Source organism: Pseudomonas atacamensis, assembly GCF_017167965.1.
GTDB lineage: Bacteria > Pseudomonadota > Gammaproteobacteria > Pseudomonadales > Pseudomonadaceae > Aquipseudomonas > Aquipseudomonas atacamensis.
Genome location: NZ_CP070503.1, coordinates 3,516,709 through 3,539,307, shown reverse-complemented (window position 1 = coordinate 3,539,307; position 22,599 = coordinate 3,516,709). Strand labels below are relative to the sequence as shown.

Genomic DNA, 22,599 nt, shown 5'->3' with positions numbered 1-22,599 from the left:
CCAGAGGGAGAGGGGACTGACCGTGGTGCTTTCTGGTACTACGCCGACCTGTAATATCGTGCCGAACGCGGGGTTGAATCCACCCGCGATCGGCTCCCTCTCCCTCCGGGAGAGGGCTGGGGTGAGGGTGCTTTTGACTTTCAGCCATCCGTCGAGCGGCTAAGCGCTGCCCATTGCTCAATACTCTCCGCCGTGCGCTGCAATTTGTCACGCACCAGCGCCAGCGCATCACTGCCCAATAGCAGGTGAGCCGGCGGGTTTGGACTGTCGATAATCGTCAGCATGACCCGTGCAGCTTTCTGCGGATCGCCCAACTGATGGCCACTTTTCTCCTCTCGAGCCTTGCGCACCGGATCGAAGCTTGCATCGTAGTCGCTGATGCTACGCGGCGTGCGCTGCATCGAGCGGCCTGCCCAGTCGGTGCGAAATGACCCCGGCGCCACAGCGGTGACAAAAATATTGAAGGGCGCAAGCTCCTTGCTCAAGGTGTCAGAAATCCCCTCCAGAGCGAACTTGCTGCCGCAGTAGTACGCGATCCCGGGCATGGTGATATGGCCGCCCATCGAAGTGATATTGAGGATATGCCCCGCGCGGCGCTGGCGGAAATACGCGACGAACGCCTTGGTCACCGCCACCGCGCCGAACACGTTGACGTCGAACTGGCGGCGCATTTCTTCCAGAGAGCACTCTTCAAAAATCCCCTCATGGCCATAACCTGCGTTGTTGACCAGCACGTCCACCGGGCCGTGACGATCCTCCACTGATGCAACCACCCCATCGATGGCATCGAAATCGGTAACGTCCAGCACCACCCCATGCGCGCGCTCGGGCGACAGCGCTTCGAAGGCTGCCAGAGCGGATTCACTGCGCACTGTGCCGATAATCCTGTGACCTTGAGCGAGCGCTTCCTTGGCCAGCGCCTGGCCGAAGCCGCTGCTAACACCGGTGATGAAAAGGGTCTTCATGAATCTGTACTCCAGCAGGCAATTAGAGAAGTCATGCTAGGGCGGATAACGCTGGCGGACGATGCCGAATCGGATCGAAGTATTGCCTGTTCCTATCAATAGGGTTTTCCAGGTCTTGCCTCAAAAAAAGGAAAAGTCCTGCGGGTTTCAAACCCGCAGGACTTTTCTTGTCTCGGCAACACGCGCTTAAGCTGCGCGACGACCCGGTGTACGGTCCGATCCATCAGCGGCGAGGGCCTCACCCAGCGGGGTGCGGTCTGAGCCGTCGGCAGCGATGGCCTGGCCTTGTGGGGTCTTGTCATAACCGTCTTCAACCAGGCCGTGTTCCTCGAGGCGGTTGCGGCCGTTTTCAGCCAGAGCCTGGCCTTGGGGCGTACGTTCCGAGCCATCGGCAGCAACAGTCTGCTGTGGTTCGCTGACCTGGGTGAAGAAACGATCTTCCTGATTGCTCGGTACGGCGAATGCGCTGGCGCTGAGGGCGAAGGTGGCGACGGCGATCAGTTGGCTTACAGTTTTCATGGCGGTGACTCCGGTCAAATTTCGATTGAGGTCCGGGTCGTTCAGATCAGGCTCTGGTTAACCCGTTGCAGTAGTGTGTTCTGCATGGGTTCAGATTAGGGGGCAGGGCGGTGTCGGCGTTAAGCGGATACTGTCGGCGATTTGCCTGATTCTGCTTGATGGAAAATAGCCATTGACTTAGAGCGCGCTCAAACCTTTACGGTGATGACATGAATCCAGAACTGACAATTTCAAAGTTGGCCAAGCGCCTTGATTTGAGCGCGCACACGATCCGCTATTACGAGCGCATCGGGCTGTTCGATCCGGTTGGGCGCGGTGGCAATGGCCACCGGGTGTACGCCGAGAAGGATGTGCTGTGGGCCGAGTTTCTGCTCAGGTTGAAGGCGACCGGAATGCCGATCCAGCAAATGCTGCGGTATGCCGAATTGCGTCGATCAGGCGACTCGACCCTGGCAGAACGCCGCGAACTTCTCGAGCAGCATCGCCGGGACGTGCAAGCGCAGATCAGCCAGTTGAGCCAGTCCCTGGAGGTTCTGGATAACAAGATTCAGATCTATCACCAACTCGAGCAAAAGGAGCATCACCATGATCCGTAAACTTCCCGGTTTCAATCGTTTGCTGTCCGCCACATTGATCGGCGCCAGCGTGACCAGTGTCGCAGCGCCCGTGGAGATGACTGATCGTCGAGCGCGCGGAGAAGCCGCTCTGACGCAGATTACTGGCGGACCTGGTCAGGCAGTGGTTGATTCATTGAAGGATACTGCTCCAGAGCTTGCGGACTGGATTCTGAGTTTTGCCTACGGCGATGTCTTCGCCCGCCCCGGGCTCGATCACTGCACTCGTGAGCTGGCAACCGTTGCGGCACTGACCGCACTGGGCAACGCACAGCCACAACTGAAAGTGCATATCGGCGGTGCCCTGAACGTCGGGTGCACACCGGAGGCGGTGGTCGATGTGATCTTGCAAATGACGGTATACGCAGGGTTTCCCAGCGCCTTGAACGGTATAACGGCTGCGCGTGAAGTCTTTGCTGCTCGCGGGATCAGTGTTAAGTCTTGAGTGCGCTGGCCGCTGACCTTGCAACAGGACGGTGCAAGGCCAGATTTGATCGACCTGCCTTAGCGCAAATCCTCCGGCCGCATCGTCAGAATAATCTTCCCGACATTCTGCGAAGACTCCATCCGCCGATGGGCATCGGCTGCGCGGGACAACGGAAAGGTGCTGTCCACCACCGGTTCCAGACTCGCAGCGCCGGCGAAGCGTTTCAGCCAGTGGTCGCGAAAGCGCTGGATCATCGCGTGCTTCTCCGGCTGGGTGCGCGACTTCATCACCGTGCCGATGATTTGCAGATGTCGGTAGAGGATGTGCTCCAGCTCCACGTCGACCTTGCCGCCGCCACCAAGAGTGCCGACCTGGACCAGGCGGCCGCCGTGGGCCAGCGAGGCGATGTTGCGGGCGAAGTAGGGCGCGCCGATAAAATCAATGATCACATCGACGCCGCGCCCGTTGGTTTTGTCGGCGATGACTGCGGCGAAATCCTCGGTCTTGTAGTCGATGGCCACGTCGGCGCCCAGATGTTCGACGCGCGACAGCTTGCCGCCCTCGGTGGTCGCGTACACCGTGGCGCCTGTGGCGTAGGCCAGTTGCACGGCAGCGGAGCCGACGCCGCCGGCGGCGGCATGGATCAGCACTGAGTCGCCTGACTTGAGTCGGGCCAGGTGCAGCATCGCTTCGTGGGCGGTGACGAACACTTCGGGAATCGCCGCGGCGTGCACATAGTCGAGCTGCGCCGGAATCGGCATGGCCATGCGGTAGTCGATGCGCGCCAGTTCGGCGTAGGCGCCACCGCCGACCACGCCCATTACCCGGTCGCCGACGGCGAATCCGCTCACCTCACTGCCGGTCTCCAGCACTTCCCCGGCAATCTCCAGACCGATGATCAACGAGTCGCCGAAGTTCGCGTGGCCGTAGCCGCCGGTTCGGTGGGTCAGGTCGGCACGGTTCACGCCGGCCGCGTAGACGCGCACCAGCAGGTCGGTCGGGCGTACTTCAGGGTTGGGCGCTTCGCCGAGTTGCAGCACTTCTGCCGAACCGAATGCTTTCAGGTTGATGGCTTTCATCTCAGCGTTGCTCCGTGTCGGCAAGGGTGGCATTGGCGATGGCCGAGGCAGTGATGGCGCCCGGGAAACCGACGTAAAAGGCCAGGTGAGTGATCGTCGCCGACAACTCTTCATGGCTCACGCCATTGCTGACAGCGCGGCGCAGGTGCGCGGGCAATTCTTCACAGTGGCCGCCGGCAATCAGCGCGGCGACAGTGATCAGGCTGCGCTCGCGGGGTGACAAGGCGGGGTCACTCCAGATCTGCGGGTACAGCGTTGAGTCCACGAATTGCGCCAGTTTCGGGGTGAAGGCGCGGGCGGCTTCGCGTGGGCTGCTGAAATCGATAGTCGACATGGAAATCCCCTTAAACCTGGCTGATGAATTTGTTGGTGAGATAGTGCTCGATGCCTTCGATGCCGCCTTCGGAACCGTGGCCGCTTTCCTTCATGCCGCCGAACGGCAGTTCGGTGGCGACGATGCGGTACTGGTTGATGCCGATCATTCCGGCTTCCAGGCCATCGGCGACGTCGATCGCGGTGCGCGCATTGGAAGTGAACGCGTAGGCCGAGAGGCCGTAGGGCAGGCGGTTGGCTTCTTGCAGGCCGTCGCTTAACTCATCGAAAGGCATCAGTATCGCGATGGGGCCAAAGGGTTCTTCGTGCATGATTCGCGCACTCATCGGCACATCGGCCAATACGGTGGGCTGAAAGAAGAAGCCTGCGCCCGGCAACGCTTCACCGCCGGCCAGCACCCGTGCGCCTTTCTCGACGGCGTCGGCGATCAGTTGTTCCATCTTCGCCAGTTGCCGTGGGTTGGCCAGAGGGCCGACCTGGGTTTGCGGATCCATGCCATCGCCGATTTTCAACGCTTGGGTGGCTGCGACGAAGTGCTCGACAAACTCGGCGTAGGCCTCACGCTGGATAAGAAAACGAGTCGAGGAAATGCACACCTGGCCGGTGCCGCGAAAGCGATTGGCGACGCCTTCCACAGCAGCCTTTTCGATGTCGGCGTCGGCAAACACCAGCACCGGGCCGTGGCCGCCCAGTTCCAGAGTGATCGGCTTGACGCCTTCGGCAGCGCGGGCCGAAAGCAGCCGACCGATCGGCACCGAACCGGTGAAGGTCACTTTGCGAATGATCGGTGAGGCAATCAAATGGCTGGACACTTGATCCGGCACACCGAACACCACTTGCAGCACGCCTTTGGGCAAACCGGCATCGTCCAGCGCCCGGGCCAGGGCCAGCGCGGTGGAAGGGCTTTCCTCGCCGGGCTTGAGCACCACGCTGCAACCGGCGGCCAGCGCTGCGGAGAGCTTGCGCGCCGGGGTGATGGCCGGGAAATTCCACGGTGTGAACGCTGCCACAGGGCCGATGGCTTGGCGTTTGACCAGTTGCAGTACACCCGGACGATTGGCCGGGACGACACGGCCGTCGATGCGTCTTGCGCTTTCGGCGAACCACTCGAAATATTCCGCCGCACGGGTCACTTCATCGAGGCTTTCGCGCAGTGGCTTGCCTTCTTCCAGCGTCATTTGCGCAGCGATGTGCGGGGCGCGTTCGAGGATCAGGTCGGCGGCGCGCTTGAGGATTTTTGCGCGCTGGTCCGGCACGGTCTGGCGCCATTGGTCGAAGCTCACTCGGGCCACTTCGAGGGCGTGATCCAGGTCTTCGGCGGTGGCCAGTGGCACCTGGCCGAGTTCCTCGCCGGTCGCCGGGTTGACCACGGCAGCGGTAGCGCGGTCTTGGGCGGTAAGCCATTGACCACCGATGAAAAGATAGAGCGGATCGTAAGGAGTGTTCATGGATGTCGCCTTCATGGTTGAGGATTCATTCGGCGCCTTGCACGCAGTGGTTCAGGCGTCCCGTGGAATCCAGTCTATGGAAGGCGTGCCGTTTGATTTAGCCGGCCACGAGGGAATCATTGTTGTCCCAGAAGGTAATATCGAGCGCAGGGGCGAGCGTGTAGCATCCGTCCTTATCCGCAGTGAGTGGCAGTTCTACAGGACGATCAGGATGGACAAACTTTCAAACATGTCGGTGTACATCAAGGTAGTCGAGATGGGCAGTTTCACTGCCGTGGCCAACCATCTCGACTCCACCGTCGGTAACGTATCGCGTGCGGTCTCGGCGTTGGAAAACGTACTCGACACCCGCCTGTTGCAACGCTCGACCCGGCGTCTCTCGGTGACCGATGCGGGCCGGCGGTTTTATGAGCGCTGTGTGAAGATTCTCGCTGACCTGGAAAGCGCCGAAGCCGAGGCGAGCAATGCCGCCTTGCAACCACGAGGGACGTTACGGGTGCACTGCGTGCCCGGACTGGCCAGGCAACTGGTGACCGGCGCGGTGCTGAAATATCGCCAGGCGTTTCCCGAAGTGACCGTCGATTTGATGCTCTCCCAACGCATGCCCAATCTGCTTGAGGATCAGTTGGACGTGTCCATTCTGATCGCGCGAACGCTGCCGGATTCGGCGTATGTCAGCCAGAAGATCGGCGTCAGTCACTGTGTACTGGTGGCCTCCCCGGAATACCTGGCGCGGCATGGCGCACCCAAAACGCCGGAGCAGCTTTGCGATCATCAATGCCTGCTGCTCGGTACGGTGGATTACGTGCGCGATGAATGGCAGCTCAAAAGCAAGGCGGGCGATGCGACTTTCATTCCGAGCGGGCCGAGTTTCAGCGTGAACGATATGGACGCAATGGCCGTGGCCATTCGCGAAGGGGTGGGGATTGGTCTGTTGGCAGGCTTCACGGCGATCGACGATTTGCGTACCGGCAGGCTGGTGCGGGTGCTGCCCGATTACCACACCTACGAGCGCAATGTTTACGCGGTCTACACGTCTCGCCAGTTTGTCGATGCGAAGATCACGCGATTCATCGATACCTTGAAAACCCGGGTCGGCGCGCAGTTGGCGAGCACTGCTCAGGCGCTTATCGATTGAAGCGGTGAAGCATTTGCGTCTCAGCGAGCCAACTCTGAGACGCAATGGGTGTGCGAGGTATTGGCCCGATCAACCGTTGCTGCAGCCGCTGCCCATGACCTCGTATTGCAGGATGTGCTGTTTGCCTTGGGAATCCTGATAAGTCATGTGCACCGGCACTACAGCGCAGACATCCGGCACGGGATCTTCCGAGATGATTTTGGCGACGTCGAGGTGACTGGCGTAGGTGTATTGCTCGACGGGTGGCGTGGTAGTCGAGTCCTGAGCCATGACCACCGAGCTGAAGCCGAAGAGTGCGAGGACGAGCATTGAGACTTTCATGGAGGATGTTCCTTTGCTGAAGTTGAGTGTGTTGCTGGAACGAACTCTATGCGGCGGCTGGCGGGGGAAACAGGCGCGGATTGGGTAAAGACTGTTTACGGTTTGAGCCACAATCGGCATGGGGTGAACGATCGCGCAGGGTTCAGCGCAAACAAAAAAAGGCGCCGGTGAGGGCGCCTTTTGCTTATCTCGGTTTTTTACGGCTCGCCATGCAATCGGCAGCTACGAAAGCGCCGGGCTGATCTCGGCGGATTTCACTGAGTAGCTTGCCACTCGCGCCGAGATCCACTTGCGGCTGTAAGCCAGCACATGGTCAGCAGTGGCGGTGGGGAAGTGGATGAAGCCATGCGGACATTCCGGCAGCACGTACATCTCCACCGGCGCCGCGTGTTGCCAGCGCTCGGCGATGAGCCGCGTGTCATCCAGCAGCGGATCGAGGTCGCCGGCAAACAGCAGCGCTGGTGGCAGTCCGCTGAAATCGCCGTACAGCGGCGACAGCGGTGGCTGGCGTCGTTGTTCGTCGCTGATATCCGGCGTGAGCAGGCGCAACGCTTCGACCATGCCGGGGCCGTCGAGCACCAGAGTTTCGGCGGGCGCGGTGCGCACGCTGGGTGTGCCGGTCAGGTCGTAGACGCCGTAATACAGCAGCGCGCCGCAGATCCGTTGCAGCAGTTGCGGCGAAGACTTGAGCGCGAGCAGGGTGGCCGCCGCCAGATGCCCACCGGCCGATTCACCGACGACGACTACGGGCAGCCCGGCAAATTCGCCATCGTTCAAGATGCCGCGAGTGGCGCGCAGACAGTCTTCCAGCAAGCCCTCGATTGGCGTCGACACCGCCAGCCGATAATCCACCGACACCACCGCCACGTCGCAGGTGTTGACGATGGCGATGTTGAAGTTGTCGTTCATCTGCGCATTGCCGATCACCCAGCCGCCACCATGGAAATCCAGCACCACGCCTTTGGCTTTGCCCTTGGGGCGGATGATGCGCACGGGCACCGTGTCGATGATCTTCCGTTCGGCGCTCAGCCCATGCTGGCGCAGCTTGCCGTCGCCGCCGAGCTGACCCGCCCGCAGCAACGCCTGAATCAACCTCGGGGTAAGGCGATTGCGAATCTTGAAACGCGGCAGCCAGGCGAGCTTTTTGTTGAACGCGCGAACCTGCGCCAGCTCGCGCTCGCCTTGCGGCCATGGGAAGTCGCTCACAGGCGATTCTTCATCAGGATCGAGCAGTTCAGCGCTGCCGCGACGCACAGCCACGCCAGATACGGGAACAGAATCAATCCGGTGACCACGTCCAGTTGCAGGGCGAGCACGACCATCACCGCGACCACCACCCACAGCACCGCCAGAATCACCAGCGCCGCCAGCACCTGATGCGCGCCGAAGAACACCGGTGTCCACAGGGTGTTCAGGGCGATTTGCGCAGCCCACAAGGCCAGCACCGTTTGGCTGCCGGGGATCAGACTCAAGCGATAACCGGCCCAGGCCAGCAGCAGGTAGATGATCGTCCACGCTACGGGAAAGGCCCAGTTGGGCGGGGTGAAAGAGGGTTTGGTCAGCGATTCGTACCACGGGCCGGGTTTGAACATCACGCCAGTGGTTGCCGCCGCCGCACAGGCGAGAAGGAAGATGAAAAAGGTCATTGCCAGTCCTTAGCTGTGATCAGCTGTTATGGAGAGTTAAGAAGAGGACGCTTCGCTGCGCAAAAAGTTTGTTCGCAAACGCAAAATGGCAGTCAGGTTGAACTAAAAACTGACCGTCGCGTCAGGATAAACACTGCCTTTTCTCACCGACGCGGACGACATCATGTACACCTATCACATCGAATACCGTTTCAACGGCGAGCCTCGTACTTATCTGCTCGAACTCAAGGAAGCGCAACTGGCCGAGCACGACGCGGCGATGCATCTGCTGGAACTGCATCTGGGCGATGCGGAAAACAGCCTGGTCATGCCCACGGCGGATTCGACGCCAGAACAGATTCTCGAGCAGGCTGAGCGGGTAGGGATTACCGATATCCGGGTAGTCAGCCGGACCAATTGACCTTCGGGTGCGGCGCAGGCGTTAGCAGAATGTGCTCTGAATTCAGGCCATGCGCCGCAATACCAGCACCATCCCCGCGCCCACGAGGCCCATGCAGGCGATCAGCACGGGAAAAGACATCCACCACGGAACGCCGGATGTCATCATGCTGAACTCCGACATGCCACCGATGCCGGCGATCAGGTTCAAGGGAAGGAATACGACATTGATCAGCGTCAGCTTGCGCAGGGCCCGGTTCATGCTGTTGTTGGCAAGATTGCCGTGGGATTCGATGAGGTTGGCGAACACCTTGGCGTGAATTCTGGCCTGCTGAAAGCTTTGTTCGTTTTCCACGATCAGATCGTTCAGCGCAGCCAGTTGACCGTCGCTGAAGCCCTGACGCTGACCGTGGTTGCGTAGCAGCGTCAGCACCGCTCCGTTACTTTGAATCGCGTTGACGTAGTACACGAGGCTTTCGCTCAGGTTGTACATCTGCGCCAATTGCTGATTGTCCATCGCCCGGGTGAATTGCTGCTGAATCTCCCGCGCGATCTGTTTGACCACGCGCAAATGCCCGAGATAGTGATGAACGCTTTCTGCGAGTAACGCCATCAGCACGTCCAGCGGCCCGGTCATTTGCGCATCGTGCTCCAGCCCCGAAAGCAGCGAGTTGCTCGCGCAAATAACCACCAGGCGTTTTTCGCTCAGCACCACTCCGAAGGACGAAACGTTGAATGCGCGCCCGTCGAAGCTTTCCGGGCGCTTCCAGATCATAAACAGGTGATCAGGCTTGACCTCGATGCGGGCCACTTCATCTGGGTCCAGCGACGACTCTATCGCTTGTGGGCCAATGCCCAGGCGTCTGTGCAAATCCAGTTGCTCGGCTGCGTCGGGGGCGACACACAGCCAGACAGTCGCCTGGTCCTCCGGTGTCCTGTGCAGGGCGCCGCAATCAATGCAATAGCCTTCAATCATTGCTCACCACGCTTGGCCACGGTGTTTGAGCTCGAGCCTTTGCGTGAACGCTTGCAGCACGCGCCGATAAAGTTCGTCGCCCAGCACCGCGTCTTCGATACCCGCATCGAGGTTGGGGTTGTCGTTGACTTCGATGACCAGCACCCGATCGCCCGCCTGCTTGAGGTCCACGCCGTAGAGGCCGTCGCCGATCAGCCGCGCAGTCTGTACGGCGAGCTGCACGACTGCCGGCGGAGCTTGCTCGACGGGCACCGCCTCGCACATCCCGTTGATCTCGCCGGGCAGCGCCTTGTGGTTGTAAATCTGCCAATGCCCCTTGGACATGAAGTATCTACAGGCATAAAGCGCCTCGCCATTGAGCACGCCGACGCGCCAGTCGTACTCGGTGTAGCAGTACTCCTGCGCCAGCAGCAGCACCGAGTGTTCGAATAACTCCTGCGCGGCAGTGGCCAGCGCTTGCGCATCGGCGACCTTGATCACACCCCGTGAAAAGCAGCCATCGGGGATTTTCAGTACCAACGGGAAACCGAGGCGACGCCCTGCGTTTTCGAGTTCCTGCGGACGATCCTTATAGAGTATTTCCGTTGCCGGCATGCCCAGCCCGCGACGCTTGAGCAGGTCGGCCAGATAGACCTTGTTGGTGCAGCGCAGGATCGACGACGGATCGTCAATCACTACAAGGCCTTCGCTTTCAGCCTTCTTGGCAAACCGATACGTGTGATCATCCACTCGCGTGGTTTCGCGGATGAACAGCGCGTCGAATTCGGCGAGACGCGCGTAGTCCTTTTTCTCGATCAATTCGACATCGATACCCAGCTGCTCGCCCGCAGCGATGAAGCGCTGCAATGCCTCGGGGTTAGAAGGCGGCAGGGCTTCGTCAGGATCGTGCAGGATGGCCAGGTCGTAGCGGGCCACACGTTTGGAAGCGGGCTGACGCCACGTTCTGCGATTGAACGCGTCCAGTGCGTCAGCGAAGACATGCTGCTGTTCGTCGCGAAGCTTGTGCAGCGCTCCGGCTTTGATGCCTGCGATCTGCCAGCTCTCACCACGGCGGAATTCCACCAGCAGGATAGGGCAGGGGAACGCCTCGAACAGTTGACGGCCGATCTCTTGCAGCGGCTCGATCGAGGCCTTGCCGAAGTACAGCGACAGCGTGAAGGCCTCGGTTTCGCCGTACGGGTGGTTGGCCAGCGCCCGCTCCAGGGTGCGTTGCAGATCATTCAGCCCGACCCCGTAAAGCGCTTTGCGCGCCAGCTCGCTGACGGTGCGCACCGAGGGAAAAACCTTATGTCCGCGCGCTTCGGCCAGCAATGAGCAGTAATAGCCCTGACCGAGGTATTTGTAATTGCGGCAGAGGTTGATGACCTGGGTGCGATGAGGAAAATCGTCGCTGTGTTCAAGGTAATCCTGCGCCAGCATCAGGCTCTCGCTGGGCAAGTAATCAGCCCAGTCATCCTTGCGTTCGACCAGGATGAGCAATCGACTTCCCGAGGGTTTGAGACTGGGAGGTTCCTCGCTGAGGGAGATTGTCGAATGCTCGGTTTTGTCTAATACTTCGTTCACGTTGGCTTGCACCGCTGACATGAGTAATGAATCCCTGTTGAAGAAGACGCCGCTTCAATAAATCACGGGCCTTTCGGTCTGTCCCGGTTCGTTACTCAAACTTTACGGTGCGGTCATGTCTTTTGATTTTCGCTTTGCATCCACGGACGATATCGACGATCTGGTCGAATTGGAACGGGTGTGTTTTACCCTCGACCGGTTGAATCAGCGCAACTTCAGCTGGATGCTCAGTCGAGCCAATGCCGCGTTGATTGTCGTGACCTCGGGCGCAATCCTCTGCGGTTATGCACTGGTGCTTTTTCACCGAGGCACCTCTCTTGGACGCCTGTATTCGATTGCGGTCAGCCCCGCGTGGCGCGGACATGAGCTTGGCCAGCGTCTGTTGGAAGAGGCACAGGCCTGCGCATTGGCGCGCAACTGCGCATGGCTGCGTCTGGAGGTGCGCGCTGACAACAGCGCTGCCATTCGCCTCTACGAAGCCAACGGCTATCAGCGCTTTGCCAGCGTCGAGGACTACTACGAGGACCACTGCGAGGCGTTGCGTTACGAGAAACGCATCCTGCGCGAAACACCAGCGCCCGCGCGCCAAGTGCCGTATTACCAGCAGACCACCGAGTTCACCTGCGGCGCTGCGTGCCTGCTGATGGCCATGTCTGCCATCGATCCGACCCGTGCCATGACCCGAGCGGAGGAAATCCAGCTGTGGCGCGAGGCAACCACCATTTTCATGACGGCGGGGCACGGTGGCTGTAGTCCTCGGGGTCTGGCATTGGCGGCCTGGCGGCGCGGTTTCGATGTGCGCCTTGAGGTCAGTCACGCGGGCTCGCTTTTTCTTCACGGCGTACGCAGCACGGAGAAGAAGTCGATCATGAAACTGGTCGAGGACGGCTTTGCCCAAGACCTGGCGGCCACGCAAGTCGAGCAGGTGCTGGGTGAATATCTGCAGATCGGCGAGGCGTTGGCGGCCGGATACAAACCGCTGGTGCTGATCAGCAGCTACCGATTCACCCGCTTGAAAGCGCCGCATTGGGTCATCATCACCGGGTGCGACGAGGACTTCGTTTACTCGCACGATCCTGATGTCGACCACAGCAAACTCAAGCGCGGCCTGGACTGCCAGCACTTGCCGGTCAGTCACCAGGAATTTCTGCGCATGACGGTGTTTGGCGTCCAGCGGGTTCGCGCAGCCGTGATGCTGCGCTCCCGTTGAAGAGCGGTGGCTAGGCGCCGAGCACTTCCTCGCCGATACAGTAGCGATCCCTGCCTTTCTGCTTCGCGGCATAAAGCAGTTTGTCAGCCGACTCGATAAGAGTGGCGGGGCTCACTTCATGTTCGGACGGCTTGCCAACCGCAATACCTGCGCTGGCGGTGACGTGACCCAGCGGATGGGCTTTGTGCTCCATCCGCAAGGATCGAATGGCCTCAAGAATCTCCTCAGCCACAAGCGCCGCCCCACGTATATCGGTGTTGGGCAGCAGCACGGAGAACTCCTCGCCGCCATAGCGCACGGCGAGATCACCCGGCCGTTTTACTGCTTGCGCAATCGCCTGGCCGACGGCGCTCAGGCAATCGTCACCTGCCGCGTGCCCGTAGCTGTCGTTGTAGAGCTTGAAGTGATCGACATCGATCATGATCAGTGAGATCGACGAACCCTGGCGTCTGGCCAGGCGAATTTCGTCAATCAAGGCAGTGTCCAGTCGCCGACGGTTGGCCAGCCCGGTCAGGCTGTCGGTCAAAGCCATGTCCTTCATGGCCTGGTGTGCCCGGCGCAGATCCTTTTCCATCACCATCCGTTGACGCAGTTGCCTCAAGACGATCAGTCCGAAGACCGTGAACGCGGTAATCACCGACATCAACACGAAACCGGTTTTGATCAGGTCCCAGCGCCACGGCGCAATGATCGATTCGCGGGAAAGGCCGGTTTCGACCACCAGCGGGTAGGTGCTCAAAGCTCTGTAACCATACAGACGCTGGGTGCCGTCGACGACCGCTCGGACCTCGGCGATCCCTTGACTGGAAAAGGGCAGGTAGTTTTTGAACACCTCACTGTCGGCGAGGCTCTGACCGATTACCGAAGCGATGAAAGGACGCCGCACGAGAATGGTTCCGTTGCGCAATGCCAGCACCAGCGCACCCTTGTCGTCGATCTTGAAATCGCCGTAATAGTCGACAAAGTAACTGACCTTGATGGTGCCAAGCAGCACGCCGGCGAAGGAGCCGTCCGGGTTATTCAAGCGGCGGGAAATCGGGATAATCAGGTCGTCGGTGGATTTGCTCTTGACGACATCACCGATACGCACGTTTCGATCAGTGTTGGCGCGGTGATATTGGAAGTAGTCGCGATCGGCATTGTTCGCCGGGTCCGGGATCATTTCCTTGTCGGTGACGATCCATTTGCCGTCCGGGCCGTAGATAAACAGTCCATGTAACTGCGGCATCAACTTGGCTTGTTGGACCAGCAAGTTGTGGATGCGCGGTACGTCGATGTTTTGCAGGCCATCACCTTCGACGCGCTCGCCCAGGGCGGCGGTCAATACGTCGACCTGGCGGATGGCGTCTTCCGCATGTTGCGCGGTTGCCCGCGCGAGGTTGGTGACCGAATCACGCGCCGACGAGAAGGCTGCATGATAGTCACGCCAGGTTCGCCAGCCCTCCACGCCGAGAAACGCCAGAATGACCGTCAGCATGAAGATGACTGTCAGGCGGAAAGCGGCGATCTCGCTGGCAGCTTTGATGGGAGCGGTTTGTGCGGCGTCATGCCCCCGGGTTTTGGGCATCTTACGACCGAGCATTTGAGGGTCCTTATGCTTGTCATCTCTCATCTCTTGAAAGATGACCATCCTTTTCCACTTGGAATTCAATTTACTGCCTTGGCCAGGCGGTCGCGATTGGATCGTTCCAAGCCGTGCCGGGTCAACATCTGTAATTGAAGCGCGCCTTGAGGTGAGACTTGTGAGCGAAATCATCACCGCCGGTGACTTGAACATCAATCTGCACAATGCCAACGAAACCGGCCTGTTCAAATGGCTGCTGGCGAGTTTTCTGATGGGCAAAAGGATTCAGGGCGCCATCGCCGCCAAGGCGTATCAAGTCATAGTAGAGCAGCATCACAACGACACCCCGCAAAAGCTCGCGCAGTGCACACACCGTCAATTGGTGTCGATGCTGGGGCAGGCGCGTTACGTTCGTTACGATGAAAGCACGGCGTCGCGACTGCTCGCGCTGGCCAACAAGCTCAACAGCGAGTACGCCGGTAAGGTCACTAACATCGTGGCGGCGAGCGCGGACCGTAAGGCGCTGGAGAAGCGCCTGTCCGAGTTCGAGGGGATAGGGCCGAAGACCGTTGAGATCTTCATGAGGGAAGCGGCTGCGGTGCTGTTTTGAACGCCCGATAGCAAACCAGGGTTCACATCGCAAAGAAGGTTGCCGCCAGTTCGCTCATCAGGATCAGCGTTCCGCCGGCGAATATCGCACAGCCCAGCAGAAACTGGAGTCCCGGGGCGCCACCCAGGCTTGAGGGGAAACTCAGGTTTTTATACGTTCTCATGTCGCGCTCCTGTTACCGATGAAAACTTTCCGCCCCGTCGATGGAACGGTTGCGCTGCGCCAATACGCGCTTGGCGACCACCGGCATCGTGGGCAAGGCGTCTTCGACGGCTGGATGTGCGTCGGCTGGCGGGACGGCAGTCTCCTCAGCGAAATTATTCGGCAGCAGGGTGCCCAGGCCAAATACATTCACCGCCATGCTGACTTTCAATCCCCGACAGGCCTGTTTGCAGTCCAGCTCAAAACCGGCGTATGCGTGCTCCATCAAACGTTGAAAATGTTCAGAGGTCAGCGCCAGGACTTTGCTGTTTTTCATGTTGATCACCTTGAGCAAGTGGCGACCCCGATCCGGGGCCGCCGAACGGGGTTCAGACATCTTTGCCTTGCACGTAACTGGAGCCCAGATCAGCACCGGTCACCGGCTCGCTGAGTGGATCGGACGCCGTGCGGATCTTCATGGCTTCCAGGACCTCTGCGTCGTCAGCAGGGAGGCTGACAGTCGCCAGACCGTCACCGCCGTCAACTGCCGGCTCTGGAGTTTCCACATATTCCCAAACGCCGCCCTCGTTCCACGGACCACGAACGTTGGGCTCGCCAGACATGTTGAAGTACTTGTTGGTGAACTCCGGCATGCCCGGCAGTTTGCCCTGCGGGAAGTTGGGCTGGATCGAATGCAGGGCTTTTTCGAAGGACTGTTGATGGGCGATTTCCCGCGTCATCAAAAAGCCCAGCGCCTCTTTGACGCCCGGATCATCGGTGATGTTGATCAAGCGTTCGTAGAGAATTTTCGCCCGCGCTTCGGCTGCGATGTTGGAGCGGAAGTCAGCGGTCGGCTCGGTGATCGAGTCAACGTAGGCCGCCGTCCACGGTACGCCAGCGGAATTGACCAGAGGCGCGCCTGCGCCATAGAGCAGGCTGGTGATGTGCGAGTCATTACCGGCGCCATTCAGCGCGCGGTACAGCTCGCCTTCCTCTTGAACGCCCTCTGCCAGTTGGCCCTTGGCGCCTTTGTTGAGCATGACGATGATCGAGCCGACCACCTCCAGGTGACTCAATTCCTCGGTGGCAATGTCCAGCAGAAGGTCTTTGCGCCCCGGATCTTCTTCAGCCAGGGCTTGGGTGAAATAGCGCGCTGCCGCAGCCAGTTCGCCATTGGCGCCCCCGAATTGTTCCAAAAGCAGATTGGCCAGACCCGGGTTGGGCTCGGCCACGCGAACGGTGTACTGAAGTCGCTTGTTATGTATGAACATTCAAATTTTCCTCAGACCAGGCTATCGCGCCTTGCCCTTGTGGGCGTTGGCGCATGCATAGTTTGTGAGGAGGGCGCGCAGCAGAAATTTCGTTTTTTGCCGAGTGGCAGGACGGGCGGCAGAGGGTGGAAAGTTCCGCAAACAGGACGGTTGGGTTAGCCACGTTCCTCGACCAATGTGGGAGCGACCCTGCTCGCGAATGCGGTACGTCAGTCACCGATTTGGCGGCTGATCCAGCGCTTTCGCGAGCAGGCTCGCTCCCACCTTGGTTCGTTTGCAATCAAGCGATTTTAAGCGCCCTAAGCACAGGCAGCGTTTGCTCGGCAAACACCTGCGCCTGTGCGGTCAGTGCGGCGATATTGGCTTCGGCGGTGAGCAGCGGCTGGCCATTGTCGACCAGCACTTCACCTTGTTCGCTGATCACCCCCCACGCCAGTTGCGCCCATTCGGCCGGCTGCTGTTTGCCCTGTTTGATCGAGATCAGGAACAACTGCTGGAAGCGGCTGACCGTCACGCCACCACCGGTGACCGGGCTGGCCAGGGTCTGAATGTTGGCGCCGTACAGCGAGCGTTTGCACAGTTGCAGATTGAGCGCGGCGCAGCGACCGCTGACCTGCGACTCGGCGGCCTCGCTCTGGCACGGAGCGACCGCGCCCATACCGATCAGCACGGCCAGGGCTTGTTCGACGTCGTCGTAAGCCATTGCAGTCTCGGAGAGCAATTGGCGCATCGATTTGGCCGCATAGTTCTGCGCCGCCAAGGCATCGAGCACCGGGCCGTAGATTTCCGCTTGCAGGGTCGCTTCGCCGGCAGGACCGGTGACCGAACCCGCGACAGTTTCCCAGGGTTGCAGCAACGCGAAACGGCTGTGCAGCATTCTCGCCCGGCGTTCGGCAGCGGACAGGCGCGTCGCGCCACGCACGTACAGGTCGCGGCGGAAGTGCTGGTTGACGAAGTAGTCCCGCGCTTGCTCGCGCATGATCGGGTGTTCGATGGTTTCGAGAAAATCCATGCCTTCGGCGCTCAGGTTGAGCGGGTCGACCGAGTCCAGCGGCACTGCCGTGGTGGCGTAGTCGAGTTTGGCCGGGGCCAGCGCGTCGACCATGTCGGCGAAGTACATGCAGTTCCAGTCGCGGTTGAAATATTCGTGGGCGACGTAGTGACGATCCTGGCCCTTGATGCTCTGCAGCCGCGCGCCCAGGCTCGGCGCCGCAGCGGCATACTTCGGATTGGCCGCGAGCAGCGCTTCGGAAAACTCCAGTGCGGCGTCAATACGCTCATCGGAGCGCGCCGAGGCATTGGCGAAACGGTCATGCAGGCTGAACAGATTGCGCAGCGGCGCCGACGGCGACCAGCCGGGGAAGCAGTTGTAGCTGACGTAGAGCATGCCGCCGGGTTTAAGGTGACGGCGGGCGAATTCGACGATCAGTTTTTGGTTGTCGCGGCTGACCCAGGTCCAGATACCGTGCAGGCTGATGCTGTCGAACTGCGGCAGATCATTGCGCGTCAGCAGTTGTTCGAAGCTGTCGTCATACAGACGGGCGCCATTGTTGGCGGCAGTCGCGAGGTCGATGGCATGGGCCGCCATACCCGGATGAAAGTCCGTGCCAACAAACGAGCCCGGGTTGGCGGTGGCGTGGATGTTGATCGACACGCCCTGACCGAAGCCCAGTTCGCAGTGCACGCCGTCGTTGCTTTCCAGCGTGGCGAACCCGCGCAACAACAGGCAGTAACGCAGGAACACCGGATTGATCTCCCGGCTATAGCTGTAGGTGTAGCCTTCGTCGGTGAAATAACCTTCGTTCCAGGCGTTGCTCATGGGTACAGCCTCTTGTTCTTGAAAGTGATGGCAGTCTTATAAGGCGTTGGCATTGCGCGCGACAAATTGAAAAAACGGATACTTCCCCAAACCCTGTGGGAGCGAGCCTGCTCGCGAAAGCTTTTTTTCAGTTTGAATATAATCGGCTGACACGCCGCTTTCATGAGCAGGCTCGCTGCCACAGGGATCTTCAACACATTCAAGCAGGATTGATGGACCGATCACGCACCCCACGGCCCATTCGCGCAGGTATTTTGTCGCCAGCCGAAACTGTCATATTCCTTCCCACTCGCCTGCCCATAGTGACCAGCCCAACGCTGATTTCATGAGGCTGCACTGTGTTCCAACGTCTTCTGTGTTCGCTGTCCGTTCTGAGCCTGTCCATCGCCGCTGCCCATGCGGCCGAGCCTGTCACCCTCGACACGCCGCGCTTGTCCGGCATCGACAACTTTCGCGACATCGCCGGCATCACCACCGCGTACTCCACCGCCCACTACGGCGTTATGCGCAGCGGCGTGTTCTACCGTTCCAACGCACTGACGCCGTCGACGGCGGATCTGGCGACGCTCAATGGTCTCGGCATCAAAGCCATTTACGACTTGCGCACGCCCAGCGAAATTGCCGCCACGCCTGACACGATGATTACGGGCGCGGCCTACCGCAATATCGACATCATTGGCAGCACCACCTCGGGTGCGGACATCACCAATATCTCGTTCCACAGCGCCGCCGAAGCGGTGGCGATGATGGAGGACACCAACCGCGCTTTCGTCAGCGATGCCGGCATGCGCGGGCAGTTCGGCCAGTTGTTCAATGAGCTGGCCAGTGTCGACGCCGCGCAGCTGTTCCACTGCACCGCCGGCAAGGACCGTACCGGCTGGACCGCAGCCGTGTTGCAGAGCATCGCCGGCGTTGATGAGGCGACGATCATGGCCAATTATCTGGCGACCAACGACTACACCGCCGCCCGCGTCGCCGCTACCTTGAAAGCCTTGCCGCCGAGCATGGCCGCTGTCTACGAGCCGCTGCTCGGGGTACAGGCCAGTTACTTGCAGGCCGGTCTCGACCAGGTCGCCGCCGAGTACGGCAGCATGGACAACTACCTCAAGCAGGGCCTCGGTCTGTCCCAGGAAACCATTTACGTACTGCGCGGCAAACTGGTCGCGTACAACAGCTTGCCGGGGCAGGCCGGGCTGGTCGGCAACGCCGCCGCTGGTGCCGAATTGCTGCGGCAGTTGCAGAACTCCGAGTTGTCCGGCACCTACAGCGCCTACAACTACTACCTGCAATCGGCGATCGACGCCGGCAGCCTGGGCGGTGTCGAATCTCAAGTCGGCGGTCAGGTTCACGCCGATGCGGCCAGCTACCTGCTACGGCAGAACGCGATGATCGAACAAGCCGCCGCGCCGTTCGCCAGTGGCAGCGATTTGAAGGTCGGCCAATACCGCCTCTGGAGTACCGCGCTTGCCGGCTACCTCGGCACTGACGGCTCAGCCCATGCCGAGAGCAGCAACGAACACAGCCAGGGCCTGATGCTCGGCATCACCCAGCGCTTCAGCGAACAACTCAGCGCGCGCGGCGGCTTCGGCTACAGCAAGGGCAGCGTGGGCGGCGCGGGTGGCGAGGCCGATACGGACTTCACCTTCCTCAACCTCGGTGCGCGTTACGGCCTCACCAGCCTTGAGCGCGGCATGTTTGTCGATGCCAACGCCAGCGCCGGTTACGTCGACTACGACAGCAAACGCGAGCTTGGCGGTGGCCTCGGCACAGCCAAAGGCGACAGCCATGGCAATCTCACCGGCGCGACCCTGGCGTTGGGTTATCGCGCACCGCTCAACGGCGTGACTCTCGAACCGAGCCTGGGCTTTCGCGTCAGTCATCTCGACTTGCAAGGTTTCAAAGAGAAGGGCAGTGAGCTGGCGCTCGACGTCGATGGGATCAGGCAGACCCGCCGCAGCGCGGTAGCCAATCTCGACGTGTCATTCGCACCAGTGGCCATGGGTGCGTGGCAGTTGGTCCCGGGTGTTCGCGTGGGCTATGAACGTGCGCTGGGCGATCAGCAAGTCGACAGCGAAGGCCACCTGCTGGGGCTGGATATCGAGCAGCGCGCGGCGTTCGACAACCGCGACCAGTTCAGCGGCGGCGTTAGCTTGATGGCCAGCCTCGGCGCCCTGAGTGTAGGCGCTGAGGTCGGGGCCAACGGTGGCGGTGACAGCCATGGTTTCAATGGCGGGCTCAAGGCCAGTTACGCGTTTTGAACACAGCGAGCCCGGCAAATTGCCGGGCTCTTGCGCTCAAGCATGCTGCGCACGCGAAGGTTGCTGTGTGCGTGCCGGCTGCGCGCTGGGTTCGGGCAGGGAGGCGACATGCACGGTGCGCGCCGGGAAGGCGAACGTCGCGTCCAGCTCAGCCACCGCTTCCATGATTGCCAGGTTGATGCGTTGCTGCACGTCCATGTAGACGTTGTAGCTGGCGTCCAGAACGATGTACACCGTCTCGAATTCCAGCGCGCTCTCACCAAAACTGCGGAAATGGCAGCGGTCGAAGCGTGCCTGTTTTTCGTTCTTGATGATGCTTTCAACGCGTTGGGTGATCTGGCGGATCTGTTCGCTGGTGCACTCGTATGTCAGACGAAACTCGAACACCACTCGACGCTCCTGCAAGCGTTTGTAGTTCTGAATGGTGCTGCCGATCATGTCGGCGTTGGCCATGACAATCTGTTCACCGCCGAGACTGCGGATGCGCGTGGTCTTCAGGCCGACGTGCTCGACCGTACCGGCCAGCGTGCCGACGACGATGAAATCGCCCACCTCAAACGGCTTGTCGACGGCAATCGACAGCGAGGCGAACACGTCGCCGAGAATGTTCTGCACCGCCAGCGCCACCGCGATACCGCCGACACCCAGGCTGGCGACGAATGCAGTGATGTTGACGCCCAGGTTCGACAGCATCGCCAGCAGAATAACCGCCCACAGCAACACCTTGACGCCCCACAGGCTCAGGGTCGCCAGGGCGCTCGCCTGAAAAGTGCCGGTCGCGTTATGCCGCGAGAAATACCGATGCAACCCCAGCGCCAGCGCGCGGTTGGTCCACAGGCCGACCTGCAACGCCGCCACCACGAACCATAAACTGCTGACCCGCCCGAGCCAGCGCTCCGGCAAATCCAGCAAACCGATGCCGACCAGAATCGATGCCAACAGCAGCAACGTGGTGCTGGTTGCCGCCAGCACTTCGCTGGCCATGTAAGTCAGATGTCCGTTGCCGGCGCTGGCCCGCGCCTGGACCTTGCGGAAGACGAAACGGATCGCCGTGGTGGTCAGCAGATAACTGAGTGTCGCGGCGAGGAACGCCAGCACCCAGTTCGCCAGTGAAATTCCTAAAATCGTGTGAGCCGTGAAAAAGCCGATGAAATCCTCGGTCATGGAAACCCCCTTGCGAAGCCTGCACCGACGCGCGCAGAAACGCACCGTCGGGTCGCAGCCAGGTAAACGCCGCTTGAATCGGCGGTGCCGTCAAACGACCTGTCTGGGTTAGTCGCCGTGAGATTCCTGCTGTTCAATCAAATGCAGGTTTCGCCGGACCGAATGGTCAACGCCTGGCCTTCAATTCCGCTGGGCTTACGCCGTAAGCGCTTTGAAAATACTGACAAAAGCGCCCGACATTACTGAAGCCAAAGCTCAACGCCACCTCCGTCACAGAGCTTGCATGCCCTCGCGCCAACGCCTCATAGGCGCGCTGCAAACGCACCTGCCGCTGATACGCCACGATCGACATCCCGACAAAACGCCGAAAGCCTTCCTGCAACGCGCGCTGGCTGACATGGCTCAACCGCGCCAGATCCACGCCACTGACCAACTGCTGCGGATGCGCCTGAATAAACTCCATCGCCACCTTCACATGTCGCGGCGCCACACACGGCGCCGGCCCCCGTAAAGCCTCGGTGAAATTGTGCGGCCACGCCTCCAGCACCGCATCGATCAACATCTCGCGCAACCGTGACGGCATCAACGTGCCGCTGTTGATCAAGGCATCGAACTCAGTGCCCGTGGCCAGATCAATCAACGCCTTGAGGCCCTGAAATGCCGGGGTATTCAGATCCACGCTTGGCTCAAACACGATCTTCTGCACGACCGGTTTCTCCAGCAGCGCCGACAACCGCTCGGTGAGCTGCTGACGATTGATCGAAATCCCGTGGTGCGCGTGATCATCAACAAAGCGCATCGAACGGATGTCCGCCTTGTCGATTGCCAGGCCGACATGCTCCATGCCGATGGACTCGGTAGCGTGGTTGAAAACGATCTTGCCGGCGGTGGGGATGACGAAAGTGATTTCGTTCTGCGGGTCGGGGAGGGTGACGCTGAAATCGCCGTGGTAATGCATACGCCGAAAACTCACCCCGTCGTGCCGCCCGTAGACCCCGCCGATGATGATGTTGGAAGGTGGCGGCGGAGTATCGGCGTAGCGGTTGCCGAAGAGCCTGGAGAACAGGGCGCCGAAATCGGAAGAGGTGAGGTTGTCGGAGCGCAGGATGATCTTTTGGCGGGGTGGGGAGGTGGCGGTGATGGGCGGCATTTTGG

The 22,599-nt window shown here is 60.4% G+C and carries 24 protein-coding genes; 7 read left to right on the top strand and 17 right to left on the bottom strand.

The annotated features are described in order from the left end of the window. Nucleotides 1-140: 140 nt before the first annotated feature. The gene (locus tag JWU58_RS15930) at nt 141-965 is read right to left on the bottom strand and encodes an oxidoreductase (RefSeq protein ID WP_206420512.1); all 825 of its coding nucleotides are present in this window, start codon (nt 963-965) and stop codon (nt 141-143) included. Nucleotides 966-1,151: 186 nt separating this feature from the next. After that, nucleotides 1,152-1,484 carry a hypothetical protein gene (locus tag JWU58_RS15925; RefSeq protein WP_016774344.1) on the bottom strand — a complete coding sequence of 111 codons (333 nt, stop codon included), beginning with the start codon at nt 1,482-1,484 and terminating at the stop codon, nt 1,152-1,154. A gap of 209 nt (nt 1,485-1,693) precedes the next feature. Here JWU58_RS15925 and JWU58_RS15920 point away from each other — a divergent pair, with 209 nt between their 5' ends. Both JWU58_RS15920 and JWU58_RS15915 read left to right on the top strand, forming a co-directional pair. After that, nucleotides 1,694-2,080, top strand: a complete 387-nt coding sequence (locus JWU58_RS15920; RefSeq protein WP_016774345.1) for a MerR family transcriptional regulator — start codon at nt 1,694-1,696, stop codon at nt 2,078-2,080. A gap of 70 nt (nt 2,081-2,150) precedes the next feature. After that, the gene (locus JWU58_RS15915; RefSeq protein ID WP_016774346.1) at nt 2,151-2,543 is read left to right on the top strand and encodes a carboxymuconolactone decarboxylase family protein; all 393 of its coding nucleotides are present in this window, start codon (nt 2,151-2,153) and stop codon (nt 2,541-2,543) included. Nucleotides 2,544-2,602: 59 nt separating this feature from the next. Here JWU58_RS15915 and JWU58_RS15910 read toward each other — a convergent pair whose 3' ends face one another. The 3 genes from JWU58_RS15910 to JWU58_RS15900 are packed head-to-tail and all read right to left on the bottom strand — an operon-like array spanning nt 2,603 to nt 5,385. Further along, entirely contained in the window at nt 2,603-3,604 is a 1,002-nt protein-coding gene (locus JWU58_RS15910) for an NAD(P)H-quinone oxidoreductase (RefSeq protein WP_206420511.1), read from the bottom strand. A gap of 1 nt (nt 3,605) precedes the next feature. Then, entirely contained in the window at nt 3,606-3,938 is a 333-nt protein-coding gene (locus JWU58_RS15905) for a carboxymuconolactone decarboxylase family protein (protein ID WP_206420510.1), read from the bottom strand. 10 nt (nt 3,939-3,948) lie between these two features. After that, on the bottom strand, nt 3,949-5,385 hold the full coding sequence (locus JWU58_RS15900; RefSeq protein ID WP_206420509.1) for an NAD-dependent succinate-semialdehyde dehydrogenase: 1,437 nt from the start codon (nt 5,383-5,385) through the stop codon (nt 3,949-3,951). Between the two features lie 211 nt (nt 5,386-5,596). Between JWU58_RS15900 and JWU58_RS15895 the strand changes: the two genes are divergently transcribed. Continuing rightward, entirely contained in the window at nt 5,597-6,523 is a 927-nt protein-coding gene (locus tag JWU58_RS15895) for a LysR family transcriptional regulator (protein ID WP_206422198.1), read from the top strand. Between the two features lie 69 nt (nt 6,524-6,592). Here JWU58_RS15895 and JWU58_RS15890 read toward each other — a convergent pair whose 3' ends face one another. From JWU58_RS15890 to tspO, 3 genes are all read right to left on the bottom strand, one after another. Then, nucleotides 6,593-6,844 (bottom strand): DUF2790 domain-containing protein, encoded by a 252-nt coding sequence (locus JWU58_RS15890; protein WP_039758903.1) that lies wholly within the window; start codon nt 6,842-6,844, stop codon nt 6,593-6,595. Between the two features lie 222 nt (nt 6,845-7,066). Further along, entirely contained in the window at nt 7,067-8,050 is a 984-nt protein-coding gene (locus JWU58_RS15885) for an alpha/beta hydrolase (RefSeq protein ID WP_206420508.1), read from the bottom strand. Then, complete coding sequence (tspO, locus tag JWU58_RS15880) at nt 8,047-8,490, bottom strand: tryptophan-rich sensory protein TspO (RefSeq protein ID WP_041480509.1); 444 nt, start codon at nt 8,488-8,490, stop codon at nt 8,047-8,049. The genes JWU58_RS15885 and tspO overlap by 4 nt, the downstream gene beginning before the upstream one ends. Before the next feature lie 163 nt (nt 8,491-8,653). On the opposite strand from tspO, the gene JWU58_RS15875 reads away from it, so the two are divergent. Beyond that, on the top strand, nt 8,654-8,890 hold the full coding sequence (locus JWU58_RS15875) for a hypothetical protein (protein WP_185757840.1): 237 nt from the start codon (nt 8,654-8,656) through the stop codon (nt 8,888-8,890). A 42-nt stretch (nt 8,891-8,932) separates the two neighbouring features. Here the strand turns inward: JWU58_RS15875 and JWU58_RS15870 are convergent, their stop codons facing one another. Continuing rightward, complete coding sequence (locus tag JWU58_RS15870) at nt 8,933-9,844, bottom strand: magnesium transporter CorA family protein (RefSeq protein WP_130888035.1); 912 nt, start codon at nt 9,842-9,844, stop codon at nt 8,933-8,935. A 3-nt stretch (nt 9,845-9,847) separates the two neighbouring features. Continuing rightward, on the bottom strand, nt 9,848-11,428 hold the full coding sequence (locus JWU58_RS15865; protein ID WP_122750706.1) for a RimK family protein: 1,581 nt from the start codon (nt 11,426-11,428) through the stop codon (nt 9,848-9,850). 94 nt (nt 11,429-11,522) lie between these two features. Here JWU58_RS15865 and JWU58_RS15860 point away from each other — a divergent pair, with 94 nt between their 5' ends. Continuing rightward, the gene (locus tag JWU58_RS15860) at nt 11,523-12,617 is read left to right on the top strand and encodes a GNAT family N-acetyltransferase/peptidase C39 family protein (RefSeq protein ID WP_206420507.1); all 1,095 of its coding nucleotides are present in this window, start codon (nt 11,523-11,525) and stop codon (nt 12,615-12,617) included. A gap of 10 nt (nt 12,618-12,627) precedes the next feature. Here JWU58_RS15860 and JWU58_RS15855 read toward each other — a convergent pair whose 3' ends face one another. Next, entirely contained in the window at nt 12,628-14,199 is a 1,572-nt protein-coding gene (locus JWU58_RS15855) for a sensor domain-containing diguanylate cyclase (RefSeq protein WP_206422197.1), read from the bottom strand. 160 nt (nt 14,200-14,359) lie between these two features. Between JWU58_RS15855 and JWU58_RS15850 the strand changes: the two genes are divergently transcribed. Then, complete coding sequence (locus tag JWU58_RS15850; RefSeq protein WP_125926125.1) at nt 14,360-14,791, top strand: HhH-GDP family DNA glycosylase; 432 nt, start codon at nt 14,360-14,362, stop codon at nt 14,789-14,791. 22 nt (nt 14,792-14,813) lie between these two features. On the opposite strand, the gene JWU58_RS15845 is transcribed toward JWU58_RS15850, so the two are convergent. From JWU58_RS15845 to JWU58_RS15830, 4 genes are all read right to left on the bottom strand, one after another. Continuing rightward, a complete protein-coding gene (locus JWU58_RS15845) occupies nt 14,814-14,954 on the bottom strand; it encodes a hypothetical protein (RefSeq protein ID WP_206420506.1) in 141 nt (46 codons plus the stop codon). A 12-nt stretch (nt 14,955-14,966) separates the two neighbouring features. Then, nucleotides 14,967-15,329: a hypothetical protein gene (locus JWU58_RS15840; protein WP_024012623.1), complete on the bottom strand. Its 363-nt coding sequence runs from the start codon at nt 15,327-15,329 to the stop codon at nt 14,967-14,969. Beyond that, a complete protein-coding gene (locus tag JWU58_RS15835) occupies nt 15,322-16,203 on the bottom strand; it encodes a manganese catalase family protein (protein WP_206420505.1) in 882 nt (293 codons plus the stop codon). Before JWU58_RS15835 ends, JWU58_RS15840 begins: the two co-directional genes overlap by 8 nt. A gap of 280 nt (nt 16,204-16,483) precedes the next feature. Beyond that, the gene (locus JWU58_RS15830) at nt 16,484-18,022 is read right to left on the bottom strand and encodes a methyltransferase regulatory domain-containing protein (protein WP_206420504.1); all 1,539 of its coding nucleotides are present in this window, start codon (nt 18,020-18,022) and stop codon (nt 16,484-16,486) included. A gap of 338 nt (nt 18,023-18,360) precedes the next feature. Between JWU58_RS15830 and JWU58_RS15825 the strand changes: the two genes are divergently transcribed. Then, the gene (locus tag JWU58_RS15825; protein WP_206420503.1) at nt 18,361-20,280 is read left to right on the top strand and encodes a tyrosine-protein phosphatase; all 1,920 of its coding nucleotides are present in this window, start codon (nt 18,361-18,363) and stop codon (nt 20,278-20,280) included. Nucleotides 20,281-20,316: 36 nt separating this feature from the next. Here the strand turns inward: JWU58_RS15825 and JWU58_RS15820 are convergent, their stop codons facing one another. Further along, nucleotides 20,317-21,444 (bottom strand): mechanosensitive ion channel family protein, encoded by a 1,128-nt coding sequence (locus JWU58_RS15820; protein WP_016774365.1) that lies wholly within the window; start codon nt 21,442-21,444, stop codon nt 20,317-20,319. A 166-nt stretch (nt 21,445-21,610) separates the two neighbouring features. Then, entirely contained in the window at nt 21,611-22,594 is a 984-nt protein-coding gene (locus tag JWU58_RS15815; RefSeq protein ID WP_206422196.1) for an AraC family transcriptional regulator, read from the bottom strand. Nucleotides 22,595-22,599: the final 5 nt, after the last annotated feature.